The sequence below is a fragment of the Micromonospora alfalfae genome, from assembly GCF_022230925.1.
Lineage (GTDB): Bacteria > Actinomycetota > Actinomycetes > Mycobacteriales > Micromonosporaceae > Micromonospora > Micromonospora alfalfae.
Map to the genome: position 1 here is coordinate 78196 of NZ_JAKKFH010000034.1, position 20751 is coordinate 98946.

Below are 20751 nucleotides of genomic sequence, written 5' to 3' on the forward strand. Positions count from 1 at the left end.
ATCGATGTCGTCGGCCTTCCGGGGGTGGTCGGCCCGCGCCTCGGCCGCTCTCTTCCCGGATCGGTCAGGCACCCGCCATCGGGCCGGCTGACCTGCGACTTCGAGCAGTTACGCGAAGTCGATTCGAAACTTCCCCGTGCGATCTACGGTGCCGTAAGTTACGGTGACGTAGGCGTAGCTTCGTGATCGTAACCATCCCCCTGCGAGGTCCCATGTCCACTGCTCTGCTCGATTCCAACACCGCCGGCCCCGGCCCCAAACCACTCACCGACGGCAGCCAGTCCCCCGGCATCCTGGCCGCCCTCTGGGCCTTCGTGGTGATCCCCTTCGTCGCCCTGCTGGTCGCCGTGCCGGTGGCCTGGGGCGGCTGGCTGGGCTGGACCGACGTGATCATCGGCCTGGTCTGGTACGTCGTCTCCGGGCTCGGCATCACCGTCGGCTTCCACCGCTACTTCACGCACGGCTCGTTCAAGGCCAAGCGGTGGCTACGTGTGACTCTGGCGGTCGCGGGTTCGCTGGCGGTGCAGGGCGAGATCATCCAGTGGGTCGCCGACCACCGGCGTCACCACGCGTTCTCCGACCTGGAGGGCGACCCGCACTCGCCGTGGCGGTTCGGCACCAGCTTCTGGGCGTTGACCCGGGGCCTGTTCCACGCACACGTGGGCTGGCTGTTCCGCCGGGAGCTGTCCAACCGCGGACGTTTCGCCCCGGACCTCATCGCCGACCGGGACATCAGCCGGGTCGACCGGCTCTTCCCCGCGCTGGTGGCCATCTCGCTGCTCGGCCCGGCGCTGATCGGCGGCCTGGTGACCTGGTCCTGGCAGGGCGCGCTGACCGCGTTCTTCTGGGCCGGGCTGGTCCGGATCGGCCTCCTGCACCACGTCACCTGGGCGATCAACTCGGTGTGCCACGTCTACGGTGAGCGTCCGTTCGCGATGCGCCAGGGTGACCGCGCGTCGAACTTCTGGCCGCTGGCGATCCTGTCGTTCGGCGAGAGCTGGCACAACCTGCACCACGCCGACCCGACCAGCGCCCGGCACGGCGTGTTGCGCGGTCAGGTGGACATCTCCGCCCGGGTGATCTGGTTGTTCGAGAAGGCCGGCGCGGCAACGCAGGTGCGCTGGCCAAAGCCCGAGCGCCTCGCCGCCAAGCTGGTGAAGCCTGTCGCACCCCACTGAAACCGGACGGTGCTCGACGATGCCGCCTGGCAGGATGGCCGGATGACCCGAGCCATGCGGGGGGACCAGGCGGCTCGGCGGACGGGAGGCCGAGCCCGTTCCGGGTACTGTCGAACGGCGCGTCAGGGCGGTCGGACCGCCCGACAGTGAGGCGACGACGTGAACGGGCACAGCGGAGGAACCATTCCACGGCAGGGCGTCACCGAGCGCCAGCGAGGCGGCGACATGCCTGAGGTCAGCGACGACGCGCCGGCAGCTGTCAGCGGCCGACGGGCGACGCCGACGGCGGCACCGAAAGCCAAAGCTCCCTCCCGGGTCCGCATGTCGGCCGCCCAACGCCGGGAGCAGTTGATCGCGACCGGCCGGCAACTCTTCGCCGAGCGCGGTTTCGACGCCACATCCATCGAGGAGGTGGCGGCCCGTGCCAAGGTCTCCAAGCCGGTGGTGTACGAGCACTTCGGTGGCAAGGAAGGGCTCTACGCGGTGGTGGTGGACCGGGAGGTCCGGGCCCTGTTGGACCGGATCACCACGGCGTTGACCGCCGGGCATCCGCGGGAGCTTCTGGAACAGGCGGCGCTCGCCCTGCTGACCTACATCGAGGAGGAGACCAGCGGTTTCCGGGTGCTGGTCCGCGAGTCGCCGCTGATGTCCGGCACCGCCACCTTCAGCAGCGTGATGAACGACGTGGCGCACCAGGTCGAGCACATCCTGGGCGCCGAGTACAAGAGCCGAGGGTACGACCCGAAGCTCGCCGAGCTGTACTCGCAGGCGCTGGTCGGCATGGTGGCGTTGACAGGTCGCTGGTGGTTGGAGGTGCGTAAGCCGCGCAAGGAGACGGTGGCGGCACACCTCGTCAACCTGGCCTGGAACGGGTTGTCACACCTGGAGGCCAAGCCGACGCTGATCACCGCACGGCGCAGCTGACCCCGATCAGCGGCGGTGCACGTCGGCCACCGGGTGTTTGCGGTGCTCCAACTCCGCCTCGGCGGACTCCGGTGGGCCGACCTTGTCGTATAGGCCGGTGCCGAGCAGGATCAGGCCGAACAGCATCGACACGACCACTGTCGACATCGAGAAGTTGAGAAAGTTCGCACCGGTCTGCAGCACCGACATCATCAGGATGCTGGTCACCAGGAACACCACGCCCGCTGTGAGGTTCATGTAGTGGCCGAGGTTGCTACGCCGTGAGGCCCCGATGATCAGGACGACCCCGAAGACCACCGAGGCGAGCGAGAAGGCCAGGTTGGTCCGGAGCCCGAGGGCCCAGGTGCTGTTGCGGGCAAAGAGCGGATCCCCGATCGTCTCGGCGACGCCCCAGACGCCGAAGACCAGGATGTAGACGCCGATCAGCCCGGAGAGGATCCGGTAGAGCGGCCGTGCCGGATGGTTGACCGGAAAGTGCGGCATGCCCAGACCCCCTGATGTGACCGTTTCAGGGGGAATTGTCGCCCAAGGCAGCGCTAACTGTCCGCAGAACCCCAAAGCCCAAGGGGTCCGCCGAAAGGCTGGACCGGGTCAGGTTTTCGCCGGAGCCCGAGCTGCGCAGGGATCAAGCCTGACCGCCCGGAGCAGCTCGGGCTCCGGCGAAAACCCACGGCCGCAACCACGAAGAAAGCTCAGAGAACGAGACGAGCCTTCTGGAACGCCTCCGCCTCATCCTCGGTGCCGACCTTGCCGTACATGCCGACCATCAGCAGCACCAGGGCGGCCGCCATCACCACGACCACTGTGGTGATGCTGAAGTTGAAGAAGTTGGCGTCGGTCCGGATGAACGCGAGACCGGCCAGGCTGACCACCATGAGGCCGTACGCCAGCCACTGGTTGATCGCCACGTCGATGTTGCGGCCGAGCGCGGTGCCGACCAGCACGATGATCCCGAGCAGCACGCTGAGCAGCGAGAAGCCGAGGTTGGTGCCCTGACCGAGGACCCGGGTGTCGTCCTGGGCGAGGATCTCGTTGCCGGTGCTCGCGATGATGCCGAGCACACCGAAGACGACCAGGTACAGACCGGTCAGCCCGCCGATCGCCCGGTAGATCGGCCGCGCGGGGTGGTTGACGGGGGTGTGTGCCATGTCTGTGTCTCCAACGCCGTGGGGTAGGTGTCGCCGACGATTGTCTCGCATGTGGTGGTGTGACGCCGCACACGGGGCCCGGGCCGGCGCGCCCGGCCGGTCAGCTCTCGGGCAGGTCCTCGGCGAGGGTCATCCAGCTCTCCTCGATCCGCTCCCGTTCGGCGCGCAGATCCTTGAGCTGGGTGTCCAACTCGGCGACCCGGGCGTAGTCGGTGGCGTCCGCCGCGAGCTGATCGAGCAGCGTGGTCTCGCGCTGGTCGAGCTTGCTGAGCTGCCGCTCCAGCCGGGTCAGCTCCTTGCGGGCCTGACGGACCTCGGCGGCGGACATACCGCCTCCCGAGGGGGCACCGGGCGCGGAGGTCGAGGTGACGCCCACCCGGGGCGAGCCGGCCCGCTCGGCGGTCCGTGCGAGGTATTCGTCCACGCCGCCGGGCAGGTGCACCAGCCGACCGTCGCCGAACATCCCGTACGCCGTGTCGGTGACCCGTTCGATCAGGTACCGGTCATGGCTGGCCACGATGATCGTGCCGGGCCACGAGTCGAGCAGGTCCTCCAGCGAGGCGAGGGTGTCGGTGTCCAGGTCGTTGGTGGGCTCGTCGAAGAGCAGCACGTTGGGCTCGCCGGCCAGCAGCCGCAGCATCTGCAACCGGCGGCGTTCCCCACCGGAGAGGTCACTGACCGGGGTCCAGAGGCGGCGGTCGTCGAAGCCGAACACCTCGGCGAGCTGCGCGGCGGAGACCTCCCGGTCGCCGAGCTGAACCCGGCGGGCGACCTCCTCGACCGCCTCCAGGACCCGCAGGTGCCCGGGCAGCTCGGTGAGCTCCTGGGAGAGGAACGCGGGCCGCACTGTGGAGCCGGTGCCGAGGCGGCCACCATCGGGGCGGGTGATGCCGGCGAGCATCCGCAGCAGCGTGGTCTTGCCGGCGCCGTTGGCGCCGAGGATGGCGATCCGGTCGCCGGGGCCGACCAGCCAGGTGACGTCGCGAAGGATCTCCTTCGGGCCGGCGTGCAGCTCGACGTTCTCCAGGTCGTACACCTGCTTGCCGAGCCGCGAGGTGGCCATGCGCTGCAACGACATGGTGTCGCGTGCCGGCGGCACGTCGGCGATCAACGCGTTGGCGGCGTCGATGCGGAACTGCGGCTTGGAGGTCCGGGCGGGCGGGCCACGGCGCAGCCAGGCGATCTCCTTGCGGAGCAGGTTCTGCCGGCGGGCCTCGGTGGCGGCGGCGACCCGCTCACGCTCGGCGCGGGCGAGGGTCCAGGCGGCGAAGCCACCCTCGTAGGCGCGGACGGTCTGGTCGGCGACCTCCCAGGTGTTGGTGCAGACCGCGTCCAGGAACCACCGGTCGTGGGTGACCACGACCAGGGCGCCCTTGCGGCCGACCAGGTGCCGGGCCAGCCAGTCGACCCCGCCGACGTCCAGGTGGTTGGTGGGCTCGTCGAGGATGAGCAGGTCGGAGTCGCGCACGAGCAGCGCGGCGAGCGCCACCCGGCGGCGTTCGCCACCGGACATCGGGCCGACCGGCTGGTCGAGGCCGAGGTGCGGCATGCCGAGGCCGTCGAGGATGGCCCGCACACCGGAGTCACCGGCCCACTCGTGCTCGGCGCCCATGCCCTCGGCGAGCCAGGCGGTGCCGAGCACCACGTCCCGGACGGTGGCCTCGGGAGCGAGGGCGAGCTGCTGCGGCAGCCAGAGCACACGCAGGTCACGGCGGTGGGTCACCCGACCGTCGTCGGGGTCCTCCTGCTTGGTGAGCAGCCGCAGCAGGGTGGACTTGCCGGCGCCGTTGAGGCCGACCACGCCGATCCGGTCGGCGTCGTCCAGGCCGAGCGAGACGTCCGTGAGCAGCCGCCCGGCGGCGCCGTACCCCTTGGACACCCGGTCCAGATTGACGATGTTCGCCACGTTCCACCCTTCATGATCAAAGCGTCCGGGTGCCGGCGGGCACCTGGACGCCTGTCCCAAGGGTACGCGGAAGCCCCGAACGTCCGCGCCGCGCGCCAGCAGCTCCGGTGGAACGCCTCGTCAGCCGACGCGGGCGCCGGCTACCGGACCGTGCGCGACCCGCGCCTCCCGGCAGACGCCGGCGGCGGTCAACTCGGCGGCGATCCGCTCCGCGTCGGCCGCGTTGGCGGCGAGGAACACGCAGGTCGGGCCGGAGCCGGAGACGATGCCGGTGAGCGCGCCGGCCGCCTCGCCAGCCTTCAGGGTGTCGGCCAGCGCCGGGCGCATGGCCAGCGCGGCGTCCTGGAGGTCGTTGCCGAGCGTGCGGGCGAGCACCCGGGGGTCACGCTGGCGCAGCGCGCCCAGCAGGGCGTCGGTGCTGCCCAGCGGGGCGCCGGCGGCACCGGAGTCGCGGAGCCGATCCAGCTCCCGGTACGCGGTCGGGGTGGACAGGCCGACGTCGGCGATCGCCACCACCCAGTGCCAGGAGGTGGGGCGGGCCAGCACGGGGCTGATCGCCTCACCCCGGCCGGTGCCCAGCGCGGTGCCACCGTAGATCAAGAACGGCACGTCGGAGCCGAGGTCGGCGGCGATGCCGGCCAGCTCGTCGCGGGACAGCCCGGTGCCCCAGAGCGCGTCGCAGGCCACCAGCGCGGCGGCAGCGTCGGCGCTGCCACCGGCCAAGCCACCGGCGAGCGGGATCTGCTTGCGCAGGTGCAGTCGGGCGTGCGGCAGCACCCCCGCGTACCCGGCGAGGGCGTGCGCGGCGCGGATCACCAGGTTGGTGTCGTCCAGGGCCAGCTCGCCGGTGCCCTCACCCTCCATGGTCAGGGCGAGGGTGTCGCCCCGGCGGGCCGTCAGCTCGTCGTAGATCGAGATGGCGTGGTAGATCGTGTTCAGCTCGTGGTAGCCGTCCCGGCGCAGCGGGCCCACCCCGAGGTGCAGGTTGACCTTCGCGGGCACCCGCACCCGCACCGGGCCGAGGGCCCCGCGTCGCTCGTCGTCGTCCGGTCGCCAGGCCTCGGTCACGGGGTGCTGTCCCGCAGGCGCAGGCGGATGTCGAACGGCTTGGCCACTTTCAGCTCCTCAGCGTCCTGGGCGGGCACGGCGTCAGCCTACTTCCCGGCCGGCGTACCGACCGGAGCCGACGCGGCGATGGCGGCGAACTGCTCGACGGTCAGTGACTCCCCACGGGCGCCGGGGTCGACGCCGGCGGCGGTGAGCGCCGCGGCTGCCCGGTCCGCGCCACCGGCCCAACCGGCCAACGCGGCGCGCAGCGTCTTGCGCCGCTGCGCGAACGCCGCGTCCACCACGGCGAAGACCCGCTCCCGCGGTACGTCGGTGCGGGGCGGCTCGTGGCAGGTGAAGGAGACCAGGCCGGAGTCGACGTTGGGCACCGGCCAGAACACGTTCGGCGGCACCTTACCGGCGCCCCGAGCCTGGGCGTACCAGGCGAGCTTCACCGACGGAATGCCGTACACCTTGGAGCCGGGACCGGCGACGAGCCGGTCGGCGACCTCCTTCTGCACCATCACCAGGCCGTGTCGCAGGGTGGGCAGCACGGCGAGCAGGTGCAGCACCACTGGCACGGCGACGTTGTAGGGCAGGTTCGCCACCAGCGCTGTCGGTGCCGGGTCGGCCAGTTCGGCGGCGGCGATGCGCAACGCGTCCGCGCGGTGCACGGTGAGCCGGGCGGCGTCGGCCCCGGCGTGCCGCGCGACCGTCTCCGGTAGCGCCCCGGCGAGCACCGGGTCGATCTCCACGGCGTGCACGTGCCCGGCGACCGGCAGCAGCCCCACTGTCAGCGAGCCGAGCCCGGGCCCCACCTCCAGGGCCACGTCGTCGGCTGTGAGGCCGGCGGCGGTCACGATCCGGCGCACAGTGTTCGGGTCGTGCACGAAGTTCTGGCCCAGCTTCTTGGTGGGCGCGACGCCCAACCGGGCGGCGAGTTCCCGGATCTCCGCCGGGCCGAGGAGACCGGTCATGGCTGGCAGCGTAGCGACGGGGTCGGCGCCGACCGTCGGGCCGGGCTCACCACGGGCCGAAGGCCCGGTCGCCGGTCGCGGAGATGGCCGCGCACAGCTCGTCCAGGTCGCTGCCGGTGGTCGCGGCGAGCGCACGGACGGTGAGCGGAATCAGGTACGACGCGTTCGGCCGGCCGCGGTACGGCATCGGGGTGAGGTACGGGGCGTCGGTCTCCACCAGCATCTGATCCAGCGGGGTGAGCGCGGCGGCCTCGCGCAGCGCCGTCGCGCTGCCGAAGGTGACGGTGCCGGCGAAGCTCAGCAGGTAGCCGCGGCGGACGCACTCGCTGGCGAACTCGGCGTCGCCGGAGAAGCAGTGCAGCACCACCCGGTCGGGAGCGCCCTCGTCGTCGAGGATCCGCAGCACGTCGGCGTGCGCGTCGCGGTCGTGGATGACAAGCGTCTTGCCGTACCGCTTGGCGATGGCGATGTGTGCCCGGAAACTCTGCTCCTGGGCGGCACGCCCCTCGTCGCCGGTCCGGAAGAAGTCCATCCCGGTCTCGCCGATCGCCCGGACCCGGTCGCGGGCCGCGAGTGACTCGATCTCCCGCAACGCCTCGTCGAGGTCGCTGAGCCGGGGGGCCTCGTTCGGGTGCAGCGCCACAGTGGCCAGCACGGCGGGGTACTCATCGGCGGTGTCCGCGCCCCACCGGGAGGAGGCGACGTCCACGCCTACCTGGACCAGCCGGTCCACGCCGACCTTCGTGGCCAACGCGATCGCCACGGCAACCGGGTCGTCGGCCGGCCCGCCGCCGGGCACACCGGCCTCGCTGACCGTGATGTCCAGGTGGGTGTGGCTGTCCAGCACCGCCCGGGGCAACGGCTCGGGGGCGGGCGGAAACTCTCCGGCCCGCCGGGCGGCGCGCTCGCGGCGGGATTCAGTGGGCTCGCTCATCAGCGACAGCATCACACACCGGGCCTGTCCATCTGCCCGCCACCCGACGTTCACCCCGACTACGCCGCGCGACTCTACGGTCGCTCACGAGCGGACGCGACAGCGTGCGGACCCATCCCACCGAGCAGCGAGGCGACGGCATGAGCGTCACCCCCCAGGCCGGTGGCAGCGCCGGCGAACGGACCGGACTGCACGTGGCGTTCGGCGGCGGCGTGTACCCGGCCGAGGAGATCGCCCGGGGCGCCGCGTACGAGTTGTTCAGCGCCGACGAGGTGGCCGGCTTCGAGTGGGCACCCCGCCCGGGTAGCGCCCTGCCGTGGCACCGGTTCGTGCACGTCACCGAGGTGACCGCTGTGCACGGGGCCACCGAGCCGGCCGACGAGCCGGAGACGCCGCTGCTGATGCCCGCTCACCGCGAGCGGGGTTGGGCGTACCTGCACCAGCTCAGCCAGCAGCCGGCGGCAGCGGGCGACCCGATGCTGGCGGCGGCGCGCGCGTCGGCGGTGGTCCGGCGGGGCACCCGGATGGTGAAGGTGCTCTCGGCCCAGCAGCTCGCCGGCTACGTACGGGGTTGGCTGCCGCACGGCTTCTGCTACCGCGAGCACGATGTGGCGCACCTGCGTACGCCGGCGACGACGACGGTGCTGCGTACGGATGGTGACGTTGGCCGGGACGGCCCGGACGTGGCGTACGCGCTGCGCTGGCGCGCGTCCGACCCGGGCGACTACGACGTGCCGGTGGGCTCGGCACACCGCGGCCTGACCGCGCTGGCCTCCCGGGACCGGCTCGGCGCGCCGGTGCTCGGCACCGGCTTCGTGCCCAGCAACGGTCAGCTCATCCCGGAGTTCATCACCCGGGACTTCGCCGACCTGCCGATGCCGGCGAACGCCGCCCTCATCGCCTACCCGGCGAACGGGGTGGAGGTGGTGCTGTACACCTACCAGGCCGAGCAGCGCGGGTGGCTGCGGATGGTGGGCCCGCAGTGGCGGCACCTGCTGGCCGCGGTGCCGGACCTCTCCCCGGACCAGGAGTACGTGCCGAACGCCGACGCTCCCCGCTCCACCCAGTTGGTCGGCATGTACGGCGACAGCGAGTACGAGGCCGTCGCCGACCTGCCCGGTGGGTTCCGGGTGCTGGCGATGACCCGGGCGGCCCGTTACCCGGTGGACGCGGTGGCCCGCCGGCTCCGGTTCGCCCAGTGGCGGGGGGTGCCGTGCCTGGTGCTGCGGGAGGAGGCCGGCTGGCTGCGGGTGCGCCTGCGCTACCCGAACCCGGACACCGTGGTGACGACCGGCGCGCAGTGTCAGGAACGCGGCGTCTACGAGGCCTGGGCGCCGGGCGCCGAGGTGACCGACGACCAGGTGATGGACACCCGATACGCGATGTGAGCGCTCCCCCTCCCGGGTTGGGAGAGCGAGCCGTTCGGCGTGGAAACGGGACACCGCGACACGTCGATGATCATTAGGGTCGGAGCCTCCGGCGTGCTGCGCGCCGGCGTCTTTCCGGAGGTTTCCCATAGTGTTTCGTCGAAGGCTGTCAGCAGCCACGGTGGCGGTGACCGTTGCCGTCGGCGCGCTCGTCGCGCCCAGTCCCGCGCTCGCCTACACCAACACCCAGATCCCGGCGTCGAGCTGGGCCTACACCGATTCCGCCACACCCACCCGGGCCACCGTCAACGCCCAGACCGACGCCCCCGTCGGGCGCTGGCTGGACGCCGAGGAGAACGCCCACACCTCCCGCTTCTACTTCTCCATCAGCCTGGCCGAGCTGGCCGGTAGGCAGTTGTCCGACGCGGACCTGATCGTGCGGGAGAAGAAGGTCACCGACTGCGGCGCGGCGGCCTCGGTCGAGTTGTGGCGTACCGCCGGGTTCGCCAACATCAACTCCTGGAAGAAGCCTCCGGTCGAGCGGGAGAAGCTCGGCACGATGAGCGCCGGCGCCGGCGCCGAGTGCCCCGGTTCGCTCGTCCAGGACCTCACCAGCACCGTCCGGGCCGCTCTCGCGCGGGGGGAGACGCGGCTACACCTGGAGCTTCGGCTGAATGCGGAGGCCGAGCGGGACGCCCGTCAGGGCCGCTGGCTGTACTACCGACCCACGCTCAGCGTGCAGCACAACGGACTGCCCACGATCGGCGGCCTCTCCCTCTACCCGAGCAAGGGCTGCGGTGACGCCACCCACCCGGTCACCGTCGGGGGCGGTTGGATCACGTTCTCGGCAAAGGCCAGTGATCCGGACCCCAACGACTGGGCCGACGTCTACTTCGCGGCCTGGCCGGTGGACCACCCGGACCAGCGCCGCGAGCGGGGTGGCAGCAGCTACGGCGGTGGCCAGGAGCACCGGACCGAGTGGGAGATGTCGAGCTATCCGCACGGCACCGTCCTGGCCTGGACGGCGCGAGCGACGGACGGGGACGGCGACTCCGGGTGGGCTCCCCTCTGCTATGTGCGGGTGGACGGGCAGGCCCCCGCCGAGGCTCCGCAGGTGAGCTCCGCTGAATACCCGGCCAACGGTGCTCCGGGTTCGGGAGGCGTCGGCGTGCCGGGCACGTTCCGCTTCGACGCAAGTGGCGACACCGACGTGACCCGCTACCGCTACGACGACCCCAACAGTGGAACGATCGTCGTGGTGAACGCACCGGCACCGGGCGCTGCCGCAACCTTCACCTGGACGCCGGAGCGAAGCGGACCGGTGACCATGCGGGTGTGGTCGCTGGACGCCGTGGGCAATGCCTCCCCGCCCCGCGAGTACGAGTTCTGGGTCCGGAACACCGAGCCCAGCGTGCAGGTCGACGTGGCCGGCACCCACCTGCCCAGCACGCTCACCATGCGCTCTCCCGTCGCCGAGGTGACCTCCTTCGGCTACCGGTTCGACGACGGTGAGGAGGTACGGGTGTTGGCGGCGGAAGCCGCGGCGACGGCAACTGTCACCTTCACCGAACCCCGCCTGTACCAGCTGGTGGTCTCGGCCTACGTAGGTGACAAGCTCTCCGGCTCACGGCACCAGTCGGTGTCCGTCAACGACGCGCCGAGGATCGAGTCGACAGACTTCGCCTGGGATCACAGCGGCGTCGTCGACGTGCAGGGAACGTTCACGTTCCGACCCCGCACCACCGACGTGGTGGCCTACCGCTACTCGTTCGGTTACGACGAGGAGTCGCGGATTGTCGCGGCGGCGGACGGGACGGCGTCGTTGGCGTGGACCCCGCAGTCGCCCAACTACTACCAGCTCAACGTTCGTTCGGAGCGGGCCGACGGAACGATCTCGCAGAACACCCGGTACGAATTCTCGGTCGTCGACAACAAGCCCACCGTCTACTCCTCGGATGTCGACGGATCGCCGCGTCGGGACGGCCTCGGACTGCCGATGTCGTTCCAGTTCAGCACGTCGATGCCCGACGTGGCGGAGTTCGTCTACCAGTTCGACGGCGAGGCCGAGCAGACGGTGCCGGCGGAGTACGGAACGGCCCGCCTGACCTGGACCCCCGATCGAGCCGGCAACCGCCAGGTGACGGTCCGCTCCCGGTACACCTCCGGCGAGCTGTCTCCCCCGGCGGTGTGGCCGTTCGCGGTCTGGACCGGGCCGGTCGTCCGGTCGGCCGCGTACGACTCGGGCAGCTCGGACGGGCGGGTGGGCAAGGAGGCCACGTTCACCTTCCAGCCGGCCCTGCCCGGTGTGCAGCGGTACACCTACCGGCTCAACTGGGGTCAGGAACGAAGCGTCGACGCTGGCGCCGACGGAACGGCCAGCGTGACGTACACCCCGAGCGAATCCGGCTACCAGACGATCGAGGTCACCAGCCACGGCGTGGACGGCACCAGGTCGCAGACCCGGACGTACGAGTTCGTGGTGAAGAGCGACCGGGTGGGCGTGGCCGGCTACTACAGCGACTGGAGCGTCACCGGTGGCATCGGTGTGCCGGGTTCGATGACCTTCTGGACCGAGCTGTACCCGGACGTCGCCGAGTACCGGTACCGACTCAACGACGGCCCCGAGCAGACTGTGGTCGCAGACCCGGACGGCACCGGCACGGGTTTCCTCCTCACCCCGGACCGGAACGGCGTGAACACCCTGTCGGTCCGTCAGCTGCTGCGCAGCGGGGAGATGTCCCCGGCGACCGAATACCGCTTCCGGGTTGGCACCGCACCGCTGGTCACCTCGGCGGAGTACCCGGCCGGGCAGTGGAGCGGCGGCGCCGGTCAGGCCGGCCTGTTCACCTTCAGCGGGGGCACCGCAGGCATTGTCGAGTTCGAGTACCAGGTCGGTGAGGATGACGCTCGGGTCGTCCCGGCCGTCGACGGCACGGCGACTGTCAGCTGGACTCCGCCTTACTGGACCAGCTACACGATGACAGTGCGGGGCCGACTGGCCAACGGCACGTGGACGGAGAGTTCGTCCTACAACATCCTCGTACAGCCGTAAGGCGGCCCACCCGTACGAACCGCGGCCCCGGGGTTTCCCCGGGGCCGCGGTTCGTACGTGGGCAGGGTGCTCAATCGGCCAGCCGGGCCAGTTCCTCGTCGACGATCGACGGGTCGAGCTTGCGGAACACCGGCTTCGGCGCGGCCAGCGGGCGACCCGCCTCGATCGACACCGACTCCCAGCGCGCGCCGACTGTGTAGTCCCCGGTGAGCACCGGGTACGCCGGGCCGCCGTCCAGGTCGTCGACCTGCTCGATCACCGGCATCGGCGCGTGCACGCCGGTGCCCCCGAGCAGCTCGTGCACCTGCTGCGCGGAGTGCGGCAGGAACGGGGTGAGCAGCGTGTTGGCATCGCTGATCACCTGAAGGGCGACGTGCAGGATGGTGCCCATCCGGGGCTTGTCCGCCTCGTCCTTGAGCTTCCAGGGCGCCTGCTCGGAGAGGTACCTGTTGGCCTCGGCGACCACCTTCATGGCCTCACCGATCGCCTGCTTCTGCCGGTGCCGGCCGATCAGGTCGCCGACTGTGGTGAACCCGGTCCGGGCGACGGCGAGCAGCGCGTCGTCGGCCTCGGTGAGCCCGGCCGGGTCGACCGGCGGGATCGCACCGAAGTTCTTCGCGGCCATCGAGACGCATCGGTTGACCAGGTTGCCCCAACCGGCGACCAACTCGTCGTTGTTGCGGCGCAGGAACTCCGCCCAGGTGAAGTCGGTGTCGTTGCTCTCCGGGCCGGCGGCGGCGATGAAGTAGCGCAGCGCGTCGGCGTCGTAGCGCTCCAGGAAGTCGCGAACGTAGATGACCACCTTGCGGGACGAGGAGAACTTGCGCCCCTCCATGGTCAGGTACTCACTGGAGACCACCTCGGTGGGCAGGTTGAGCCGACCCAGTTCGCCCGGCTCACCGTCGCGGGAGCCCTCGCCGGAGTAGCCGGAGAGCAGCGCCGGCCAGATCACCGAGTGGAAGACGATGTTGTCCTTGCCCATGAAGTAGTAGGACTGGGCGTCCTTCCCCGCGCCGTCGGCGGACCAGTACCTGCGCCACGCGTCCGGGTCGCCGGAGCGACGGGCCCATTCGATCGAGGCGGACAGGTAGCCGATCACGGCGTCGAACCACACGTAGATCCGCTTGTCCGACCGGTCGCGCCAGCCGTCGAGCGGGATCGGTACGCCCCACTCCAGGTCACGGGTGATCGCCCGGGGCTGGAGGTCGTCGAGCAGGTTGCGGGAGAACCGCAGCACGTTGGGCCGCCACCCCTCGCGGGTGTCCAGCCACTGCCGCAGCACCTCGGCCAGGGCCGGCAGGTCCAGGAAGAAGTGCTCGGTCTCGACGAACTTCGGAGTCTCTCCGTTGATCCGCGACTTGGGGTTGATCAGGTCGATCGGGTCGAGTTGGTTGCCGCAGTTGTCGCACTGGTCGCCGCGGGCGCTGTCGTACCCGCAGATCGGGCAGGTGCCCTCGATGTAACGGTCGGGCAGGGTGCGCCCGGTGGACGGGGAGATCGCGCCCATGGTGGTCTTCGGCACGATGTAGCCGTTGCGGTACATCCCCTCGAACAACTCCTGCACCACCGCGTAGTGGTTGCGGGTGGTGGTGCGGGTGAACAGGTCGTAGGAGAGACCGAGGCCGTGCAGGTCCTCGACGATCACCCTGTTGTACCGGTCGGCCAGCTCGCGCGGGGTCACCCCGTCGGCGTCGGCCTGCACCTGGATCGGGGTGCCGTGCTCGTCGGTGCCGGAGACCATGAGCACGTCGTGGCCGGCCATCCGCATGTACCGGGCGAAGACGTCGGAGGGAACGCCGAAACCGGAGACGTGGCCGATGTGGCGGGGGCCGTTGGCGTACGGCCAGGCCACTGCCGCGAGAACGTGACTCATGAGCAGTGAGCCTAGTGACCCGTCCGGGGCCTTCGCGAACCAATGGGGGGTGCCCGACCGTCGGACCGGGCCGACCACCTCGCCCGTTGGTCCGATTTGTCGTCGACACGCGGCTCACCTGCCGGTTTCACCTCCTGGCGCGGTGTGCAATGAACGTCGTGACGGGCAGAGGAGCGGCGCGGGACCACGAGGACCGTCCCACCGGGTCGGCGGTCGGCGACGACCCGGGGCCTGAGCCTGCCGCGTCACGGCTCGCCGGGGTCGCGCCGCAGCCCCGGGTCGTGCCCAGCGCCGACCCGGGTTCGCAGCGGCCCACCCCGGCGGGGAGGTCCGCTGCCCCGGCCCGCCCCGCGCCGGCGGCGCCGTCACCCACACCGACTCGTCCGACCCCGGGGGCACCCGTTCCCAGCCCGGTCCGGCCCGGCTCGTCGGGCCCGCCGGCCGGCGCGGCACCGGTCGGCGCGGAGCCCGTCGAGGTGGAGCCGACCACCGGCGCTCCGGTGGACGCGGTGCCACGTCGGGTGCCGGTCCGGCAGCAGGGTCGCCGACAGCGCGACAATGGGCCCGACGGCGACCCGCCGGACGACGGCGGCGCTTTCTGGGCGCCGATCGAGCAGGTGCACTGGGACGGCACCCCGGTCCGCAAGGACCCGGCACCGGCGCGGCTTCGCGGCTTCCGGCTGGCGCTGCGCCGGGCACCCAGCCGCACGCCCCCACCGCCGGATCCGCTGCCCGGGCTCGCCGCGCTGGTGGTGCTGAGCCTGGTCGCGGCCTTTTTCGCCTGGGTCAGCGCCGGCCCGTTCTGGCTCGCGGTCGGGCACGCCCGGACTGGCACCGTGGTGATCGACGACTGCTCCGGCGGCGGGCTCACCCTGCGGTGCCGGGGGATCTTCACTGCCGAGGACGGGCGGTTCATCGCCCATGGTGTCCGGGTCAGCGGCGTGCCAGTCGAGGGGAGCACGGCCGGCACCGCGCTGCCGGCGCGGATGACCGGCCCGGACAGCGGCACCGCGTACGCGGATGTCGGTGTGGGCCGGCACCTGCGGTGGCTGCCCGGTCTGTTGGTGGTGCTGGCCTGCGCCGCCGGCATCGTTCGATGGACCGGGTCGGCCCGGCTGCCCGGTCGCCGGCACCGCCGCTGGGCAGTGGCCGCCGCCATCGCCGGCCCCACGCTGATCACAGTCGGCTTCCTGGCCGCCGCGTGGTGAACCCGCCGTCCGGCGGACCCTGCCACAGCGGTCAGCTGTGCACGATCGTGTAGACGTCCCGGCGGCGCAGCGCGTACTCGGTGGCGACGTCGGTGATGGCGTCCCGGCGGGACCGGCCGGCGGCCTCCCGCTCGGCGACGGCGGCGCGCAGGGTGTCGTCGTCGGGGCGTTCGGCAGCGGTCAGCGGAGCGCCGGCCACCACAAGGGTGATCTCTCCGCGCGGGTCCCCCTCGGTGGCCCACCGGGCCAGCTCGCCGAGGGGGCGACGGAGCACCTCCTCGTAGGTCTTCGTGAGTTCACGGCAGAGCGCGGCCGGCCGGTCCGCCCCGAACGTGTCGGCCAGGTCGGTGAGCGTCGCTCCGATCCGGTGCGGGGCCTCGAAGAAGACCAGGGTGCGCTCCTCGGCGGCGAGGGCGCGCAGCCGGGATCGGCGGCCGCCGGGGGTACGGGGCAGGAAGCCCTCGAAGCAGAACCGGTCGCAGGGCAGCCCGGAGACGGCCAGCGCGGTGGTGACAGCGCTGGGCCCGGGGGCGACGGTGACCGGCGCCCCGACATCCAACGTGGCACGGACCAGTCGGTAGCCGGGGTCGGAGACGCTGGGCATCCCACCGTCGGTGACGAGCGCCACCACGTATCCGCCGAGGATGGCCTCGACCAGCTCGGGGGTGCGCCGCTCCTCGTTGCCCTCGAAGTAGGAGACGATTCGACCGCCGACGGTGAGGTCGAGGTCACGGGCCAGCCGGGTGAGTCGGCGGGTGTCCTCGGCGGCGACCACGTCGGCGCTGATCAGCACCTCCCGGAGTCGGGCCGAGGCGTCGGCGGGGTTGCCGAGCGGGGCACCGAGCAGGATCAGGCGCCCAACTTCGGACATTTCACCCACGAATTCGTCTCCTTCATTGCTGGGAATACCGGTATCAGGGACGACGGACGCCACCGGACACCTTGGCAGCCTACGATCGCCGGGTGACGAGTGCGTCGACAGCGCAGAGCCCGAGCGCCGATCCGGACAAGATGATCCAGGCGACGGGCGAGCCCGGTGCCAACCAGGAGCCGACGGCACCGGGTGCCGAGGGCGGCGGGGTGGCCGCGACGGTCCGGCGACGGTTCGCCACCGTCGACACCCAGGTGGATCGGTTCTCCTGGCTGGCCACGGCAGTGGTGGTGGCCATCGCGGCGATAGTGCGCTTCGTCGGGCTGTCCAGCCCGAAGGGCAAGATCTTCGACGAGACGTACTACGCCAAGGACGCCTACGGGCTGATCTCCCGCGGCGTGGAGTGGAACTACAAGGACAACGTCCCGTCGTACGTGGTGCACCCGCCGCTGGGCAAGTGGTTGATCGGCATCGGCGAGTGGGCGTTCGGCTATCAGGACGCCGATTCGAAGGTCTCCGTCCCAGGGCACCTGATGACCACCGCGCCGGAGTTCGGCTGGCGATTCTCGGCGGCGGTGATCGGCACGCTGTCGGTGCTGCTGCTGGTCCGCATCGGCCGGCGGATGTTCCGCTCGACGGTGCTCGGCTGCGCTGCCGGCCTGCTGCTCGCCCTGGACGGCTTCCACCTGGTGCTGTCCCGCGCGGCCCTGCTCGACATCTTCCTGCTCTTCTTCGTACTGGCGGCGTTCGGCGCGCTGGTGCTCGATCGGGACGCCCGCCGTCGACGCTGGGCTCGGGCCCTGGACGACGGGCTCGATCCGAGCCAGCCGGGCCGGGCCGGCCGCCCGCCGACCGGTTGGCGCACCTGGCCGTGGTGGCGGCTGGCGGCCGGGGTGCTGATCGGCTGCGCCTGTGCGGTGAAGTGGAGCGCCCTGTACTTCGTGCCTGCCTTCGCGCTGCTGGTGCTCTTCTGGGAGGTCGGCGTCCGCCGCTCGGCCGGCGTCCGCAGGCCCTGGCGGGACACGCTCGTCGACGAGCTGCCCTGGCTGGTGTTCGCCGGCGTACTCATGGTGGGCACCTACCTCGCCACCTGGTCCGGCTGGCTGTTCACCGACGACGGTTACTACCGGCTCGCGTCGGCCTACCCGGGCTCCCGGCTCAGCGACCGCCCGGTGATCGGTCCGCTGATCAACCTCTTCGAATACCACCGCGCGGCGTACGGGTTCCACGCCCAGCTTGATGACGCGCACAAGTACCAGTCGTGGCCGTGGCAGTGGCTGCTGTTGGGCCGTCCGGTGGCGTTCCACTACGCCGGCGACGGCGTCTGCGGCGCGGCGAGCTGCGCCTCGGAGATTCTGCTGCTCGGCACCCCGCTGCTCTGGTGGTCGTTCCTGCCCGCTCTGGTGGCGCTGGTCTGGCTTGGTGTGGCCCGTCGGGATTGGCGGGCCGGCGCGATCCTGCTCACCGTGGCCGCCGGGCTGCTGCCGTGGTTCTGGTTCGCCCTCGACGGCCGGACGATGTTCTCGTTCTACGCCGCGCCGGCGGTGCCGTTCCTGGTGCTGGCCGTGGTGTACGTGCTGGGCGCGATGATCGCCCCCGCCGGGGGTGACGTGGGTGCGGTGGCGCCGCTGGTGCCCGGTGACCCGAGTTATGAGCGTCGACTGGTGGGCAGCATCGCGGCGGGGGCGTACGTGCTGCTGGTGGCGCTCTGCTTCGCGTACTTCTATCCGATCTTCGTGGGTCGGGTGATTCCGTACTCGGACTGGCTGTCCCGGATGTGGCTCGACGGTCGGTGGATATAAGCATCGACAGGCGACGCGCCGCACAGCGCGACGGAAGAAGGGCCCGCACGCCGAAGCGTGCGGGCCCTTCTTGACAAAGACGCGCGCCCCGATCGCCTGCCACGGGGGAAGCGGGCGATTGGGGCGCGCAAGAAGAGCTTAACCACCGCGCACCACCGGCACAACGGGTCGACTTGGGTCAGATTTCCGACGGATGCTGGCCGAACCGACACCTTCCCTCGTGCAGTTGACCGAGGGTGACCCGGCGTGGACCCTGAGCGCGGGCGCGGCCGGTCAGAGGCGATCCTCGGCTCAGCCGCAGTCGCCGGTTCCGCATGCCTCCACCCAAACGATCATCCAAAGTGGATCTCACTACACTGCGGGTCGTGATCAACTTCAGACGATCGACGGCGGTCCTTCTCGGACTGTTGGCGACCACCGCGCTGACCGGGCCGGCGCAGGCCGACGAGGAGCCGGTGCCCGAGCCGCCCCGGGTCGAGCTGGTGCTCGACGTCAGCGGGTCGATGCGCGCCGCCGACATCGACGGACGCACCCGGATCTCGGTCGCCCAGCAGGCCTTCAACGAGGTGGTCGACGCGCTACCCGAGGAGACACAGCTCGGCATCCGGGTGCTCGGCGCGACCTACCGCGGCAAGGACAAGAAGGTTGGTTGCCAGGACACCCAGCAGATCGTGCCGGTCGGGCCGGTGGACCGGTCCGCCGCCAAGGCGGCGGTGGCGACACTTCGGCCGACCGGGTTCACTCCGGTCGGGCTGGCGCTGCGCTCCGCCGCGCAGGACCTGGGCACCGGGGCCACCACCCGACGGATCGTCCTGATCACCGACGGCGAGGACACCTGTGCTCCGCCGGACCCGTGCGAGGTGGCCCGGGAACTGGCCGCCCAGGGCACCAGCCTGGTCGTCGACACCCTCGGCCTGGCCCCCGACGACAAGGTTCGCCGGCAACTGCTCTGCATCGCCAGCGCGACCGGCGGGACCTACACCGCCGCGCAGAGCGCCGAGGAGCTGACCGACCGGATCAAACAGCTCGTCGAGCGGGCCGGAGACACGCACACCCGGGCCCCCACAGTGGTCGGCGGCACCAGCGCGTGCGACTCGGCGCCACTGCTCGCCCCCGGCGTCTACGCCGACCGGGAGGCGTTCTCCGAGCATCGCTACTACCGGGTGCCGGTCCGCCCCGGGCAGGAACTGCGGGCTTCGGTGAGCATGGCGCTGGACCGGGCCGTCAACCGGGACTACGGGGTGCTGCTGCGGGCCACCGCGGCCGACGGCCGGGAACTCGTCCGCGGCGCTGACGCCGGCAGCGGGCGGGCCGACGTGCTCTCCGCCGGGCTGCGCTGGTCGGCCACCGCCGACGACGAGGATGTCGCCGAGACCGAGCAGAGCTCCGCGCCGGTCATCGAACCCACCACCGTCTGCCTGGTGGTCAGCAACTCGTTCGCCCCGCGTCCCGGCACCGCGGCCACCCCGGGCATGCCGGTGGAGTTGACGATCGACGTGGTCGCCGCCGCACCCGCACCGGACGGACCGGACCTCGGCCGGGGCTGGGCGCTGCTCGCGCTGCTCACCATCGCCGGTCTGCTCACCGGTCTGCTCGCCGGTCTGCTCACCCGCTGGTGGGTAGCCACCTGGAGGGAGAACTGATGCGTACCGCACTGTTCCGGTCGATGGTGGCGCTGCTCGCCGCCGGCGCGGCCGCTCTGCTTCCCACCGCGGCCACCGCCGCACCGACCCCCTCCCCGGGTGCCACGCCGGTGAACCGTGCCGGCACATCGTTCCTCACCGCCACCCCGATCACCGCCGGCCAACCGGTACGGGTGGACGCCTCGATCGGCGACCACCTCTACTGGTCGTTCCCGGCGACGGCCGGCCAGGTGCACGAGATCACCGCCACCGTTACCTTCCCGAAGGGACGCAGCGGCGCCTCCACCTGGACGGTGGACGTCTTCGACGGGTTGCGCCGACGCCAGGCGTGCACGGCGGGGGCCCAGACCCCGACAGTGGACGCGAAGGCATCGAACGTGGTGCTGGGTTGCACGCTGCGCGAGGTGCGGTCGTGGGCGGAGCCCTGGTCGGCCGACCCACTGCCCGGCACGTACGTCGTCCGGCTCTCGGTGATCGAGCTGCCCGAGCCGGACCTTGGTGCGCCGATCGACGTCGACCTGCTGGTGGGCACCACCGCCGACCGGGGCGCCTCGGCCGACGACGGCGAGTTGGCCGCCCCGCTGGTGCCGAACACCAAGGCCGGAACGGTGCTCAACGCCGTACCCCCGGTGGACGCGGAGGCCGACGACGAGAGCGGCTCGCTGGCGGACTGGTTGCCGGATCTCGGCTCGCGCTGGGTCTGGACCGGCATCGGCGGCGTGCTCGCCGCGGTGGCCGGCGTGTTCGGCTTCGCGGTGACCCGACGGCCTCGACGTCGCTGAAACGCCACCTCTGGTGGCCCCGCCCGGCGGCGGGGCCAC

The 20751-nt window shown here is 71.5% G+C and carries 16 protein-coding genes; 8 read left to right on the forward strand and 8 right to left on the reverse strand.

The features are described 5' to 3' along the window. The first annotated feature begins 212 nt into the window (after positions 1-212). Positions 213-1178, forward strand: a complete 966-nt coding sequence (locus MED01_RS25995) for an acyl-CoA desaturase (protein ID WP_238671163.1) — start codon at positions 213-215, stop codon at positions 1176-1178. Positions 1179-1403: 225 nt separating this feature from the next. Continuing rightward, positions 1404-2102, forward strand: a complete 699-nt coding sequence (locus MED01_RS26000; protein ID WP_238671164.1) for a TetR/AcrR family transcriptional regulator — start codon at positions 1404-1406, stop codon at positions 2100-2102. Positions 2103-2108: 6 nt separating this feature from the next. Here MED01_RS26000 and MED01_RS26005 read toward each other — a convergent pair whose 3' ends face one another. The 6 genes from MED01_RS26005 to MED01_RS26030 all read right to left on the reverse strand — a co-directional run bounded on the left by MED01_RS26005 (position 2109) and on the right by MED01_RS26030 (position 8126). Continuing rightward, the gene (locus MED01_RS26005) at positions 2109-2585 is read right to left on the reverse strand and encodes a DUF4383 domain-containing protein (protein ID WP_238671165.1); all 477 of its coding nucleotides are present in this window, start codon (positions 2583-2585) and stop codon (positions 2109-2111) included. Between the two features lie 209 nt (positions 2586-2794). Further along, positions 2795-3250: a DUF4383 domain-containing protein gene (locus tag MED01_RS26010; RefSeq protein ID WP_238671166.1), complete on the reverse strand. Its 456-nt coding sequence runs from the start codon at positions 3248-3250 to the stop codon at positions 2795-2797. Between the two features lie 100 nt (positions 3251-3350). Then, the gene (locus tag MED01_RS26015) at positions 3351-5156 is read right to left on the reverse strand and encodes an ABC-F family ATP-binding cassette domain-containing protein (protein ID WP_238671167.1); all 1806 of its coding nucleotides are present in this window, start codon (positions 5154-5156) and stop codon (positions 3351-3353) included. A 120-nt stretch (positions 5157-5276) separates the two neighbouring features. Next, entirely contained in the window at positions 5277-6224 is a 948-nt protein-coding gene (locus MED01_RS26020) for a 4-(cytidine 5'-diphospho)-2-C-methyl-D-erythritol kinase (protein WP_238671168.1), read from the reverse strand. Between the two features lie 86 nt (positions 6225-6310). Beyond that, positions 6311-7180, reverse strand: a complete 870-nt coding sequence (gene rsmA / locus MED01_RS26025; protein ID WP_238671169.1) for a 16S rRNA (adenine(1518)-N(6)/adenine(1519)-N(6))-dimethyltransferase RsmA — start codon at positions 7178-7180, stop codon at positions 6311-6313. Between the two features lie 46 nt (positions 7181-7226). After that, entirely contained in the window at positions 7227-8126 is a 900-nt protein-coding gene (locus tag MED01_RS26030; protein WP_238671170.1) for a TatD family hydrolase, read from the reverse strand. A 128-nt stretch (positions 8127-8254) separates the two neighbouring features. Here MED01_RS26030 and MED01_RS26035 point away from each other — a divergent pair, with 128 nt between their 5' ends. Together MED01_RS26035 and MED01_RS26040 are read left to right on the forward strand one after the other, a co-directional pair. Next, positions 8255-9502: a hypothetical protein gene (locus MED01_RS26035; RefSeq protein WP_238671171.1), complete on the forward strand. Its 1248-nt coding sequence runs from the start codon at positions 8255-8257 to the stop codon at positions 9500-9502. A 160-nt stretch (positions 9503-9662) separates the two neighbouring features. Continuing rightward, positions 9663-12533, forward strand: a complete 2871-nt coding sequence (locus tag MED01_RS26040) for an RHS repeat domain-containing protein (protein WP_238671172.1) — start codon at positions 9663-9665, stop codon at positions 12531-12533. Positions 12534-12603: 70 nt separating this feature from the next. On the opposite strand, the gene metG is transcribed toward MED01_RS26040, so the two are convergent. Next, a complete protein-coding gene (gene metG, locus MED01_RS26045) occupies positions 12604-14406 on the reverse strand; it encodes a methionine--tRNA ligase (protein WP_238671173.1) in 1803 nt (600 codons plus the stop codon). A gap of 149 nt (positions 14407-14555) precedes the next feature. On the opposite strand from metG, the gene MED01_RS26050 reads away from it, so the two are divergent. Then, positions 14556-15614, forward strand: coding sequence for a hypothetical protein (locus MED01_RS26050; protein ID WP_238671174.1), 1059 nt, complete (start codon positions 14556-14558; stop codon positions 15612-15614). A 31-nt stretch (positions 15615-15645) separates the two neighbouring features. Here MED01_RS26050 and rsmI read toward each other — a convergent pair whose 3' ends face one another. Continuing rightward, positions 15646-16485, reverse strand: coding sequence for a 16S rRNA (cytidine(1402)-2'-O)-methyltransferase (gene rsmI / locus MED01_RS26055; RefSeq protein ID WP_274526292.1), 840 nt, complete (start codon positions 16483-16485; stop codon positions 15646-15648). Between the two features lie 140 nt (positions 16486-16625). Between rsmI and MED01_RS26060 the strand changes: the two genes are divergently transcribed. The 3 genes from MED01_RS26060 (at position 16626) to MED01_RS26070 (ending at position 20712) form a co-directional block, all read left to right on the forward strand. Beyond that, a complete protein-coding gene (locus MED01_RS26060; RefSeq protein ID WP_274526293.1) occupies positions 16626-18287 on the forward strand; it encodes a dolichyl-phosphate-mannose--protein mannosyltransferase in 1662 nt (553 codons plus the stop codon). A gap of 365 nt (positions 18288-18652) precedes the next feature. Then, positions 18653-19930 carry a VWA domain-containing protein gene (locus MED01_RS26065; RefSeq protein ID WP_238671177.1) on the forward strand — a complete coding sequence of 426 codons (1278 nt, stop codon included), beginning with the start codon at positions 18653-18655 and terminating at the stop codon, positions 19928-19930. Next, entirely contained in the window at positions 19930-20712 is a 783-nt protein-coding gene (locus MED01_RS26070) for a peptidase (RefSeq protein WP_238671178.1), read from the forward strand. Before MED01_RS26065 ends, MED01_RS26070 begins: the two co-directional genes overlap by 1 nt. Positions 20713-20751: the final 39 nt, after the last annotated feature.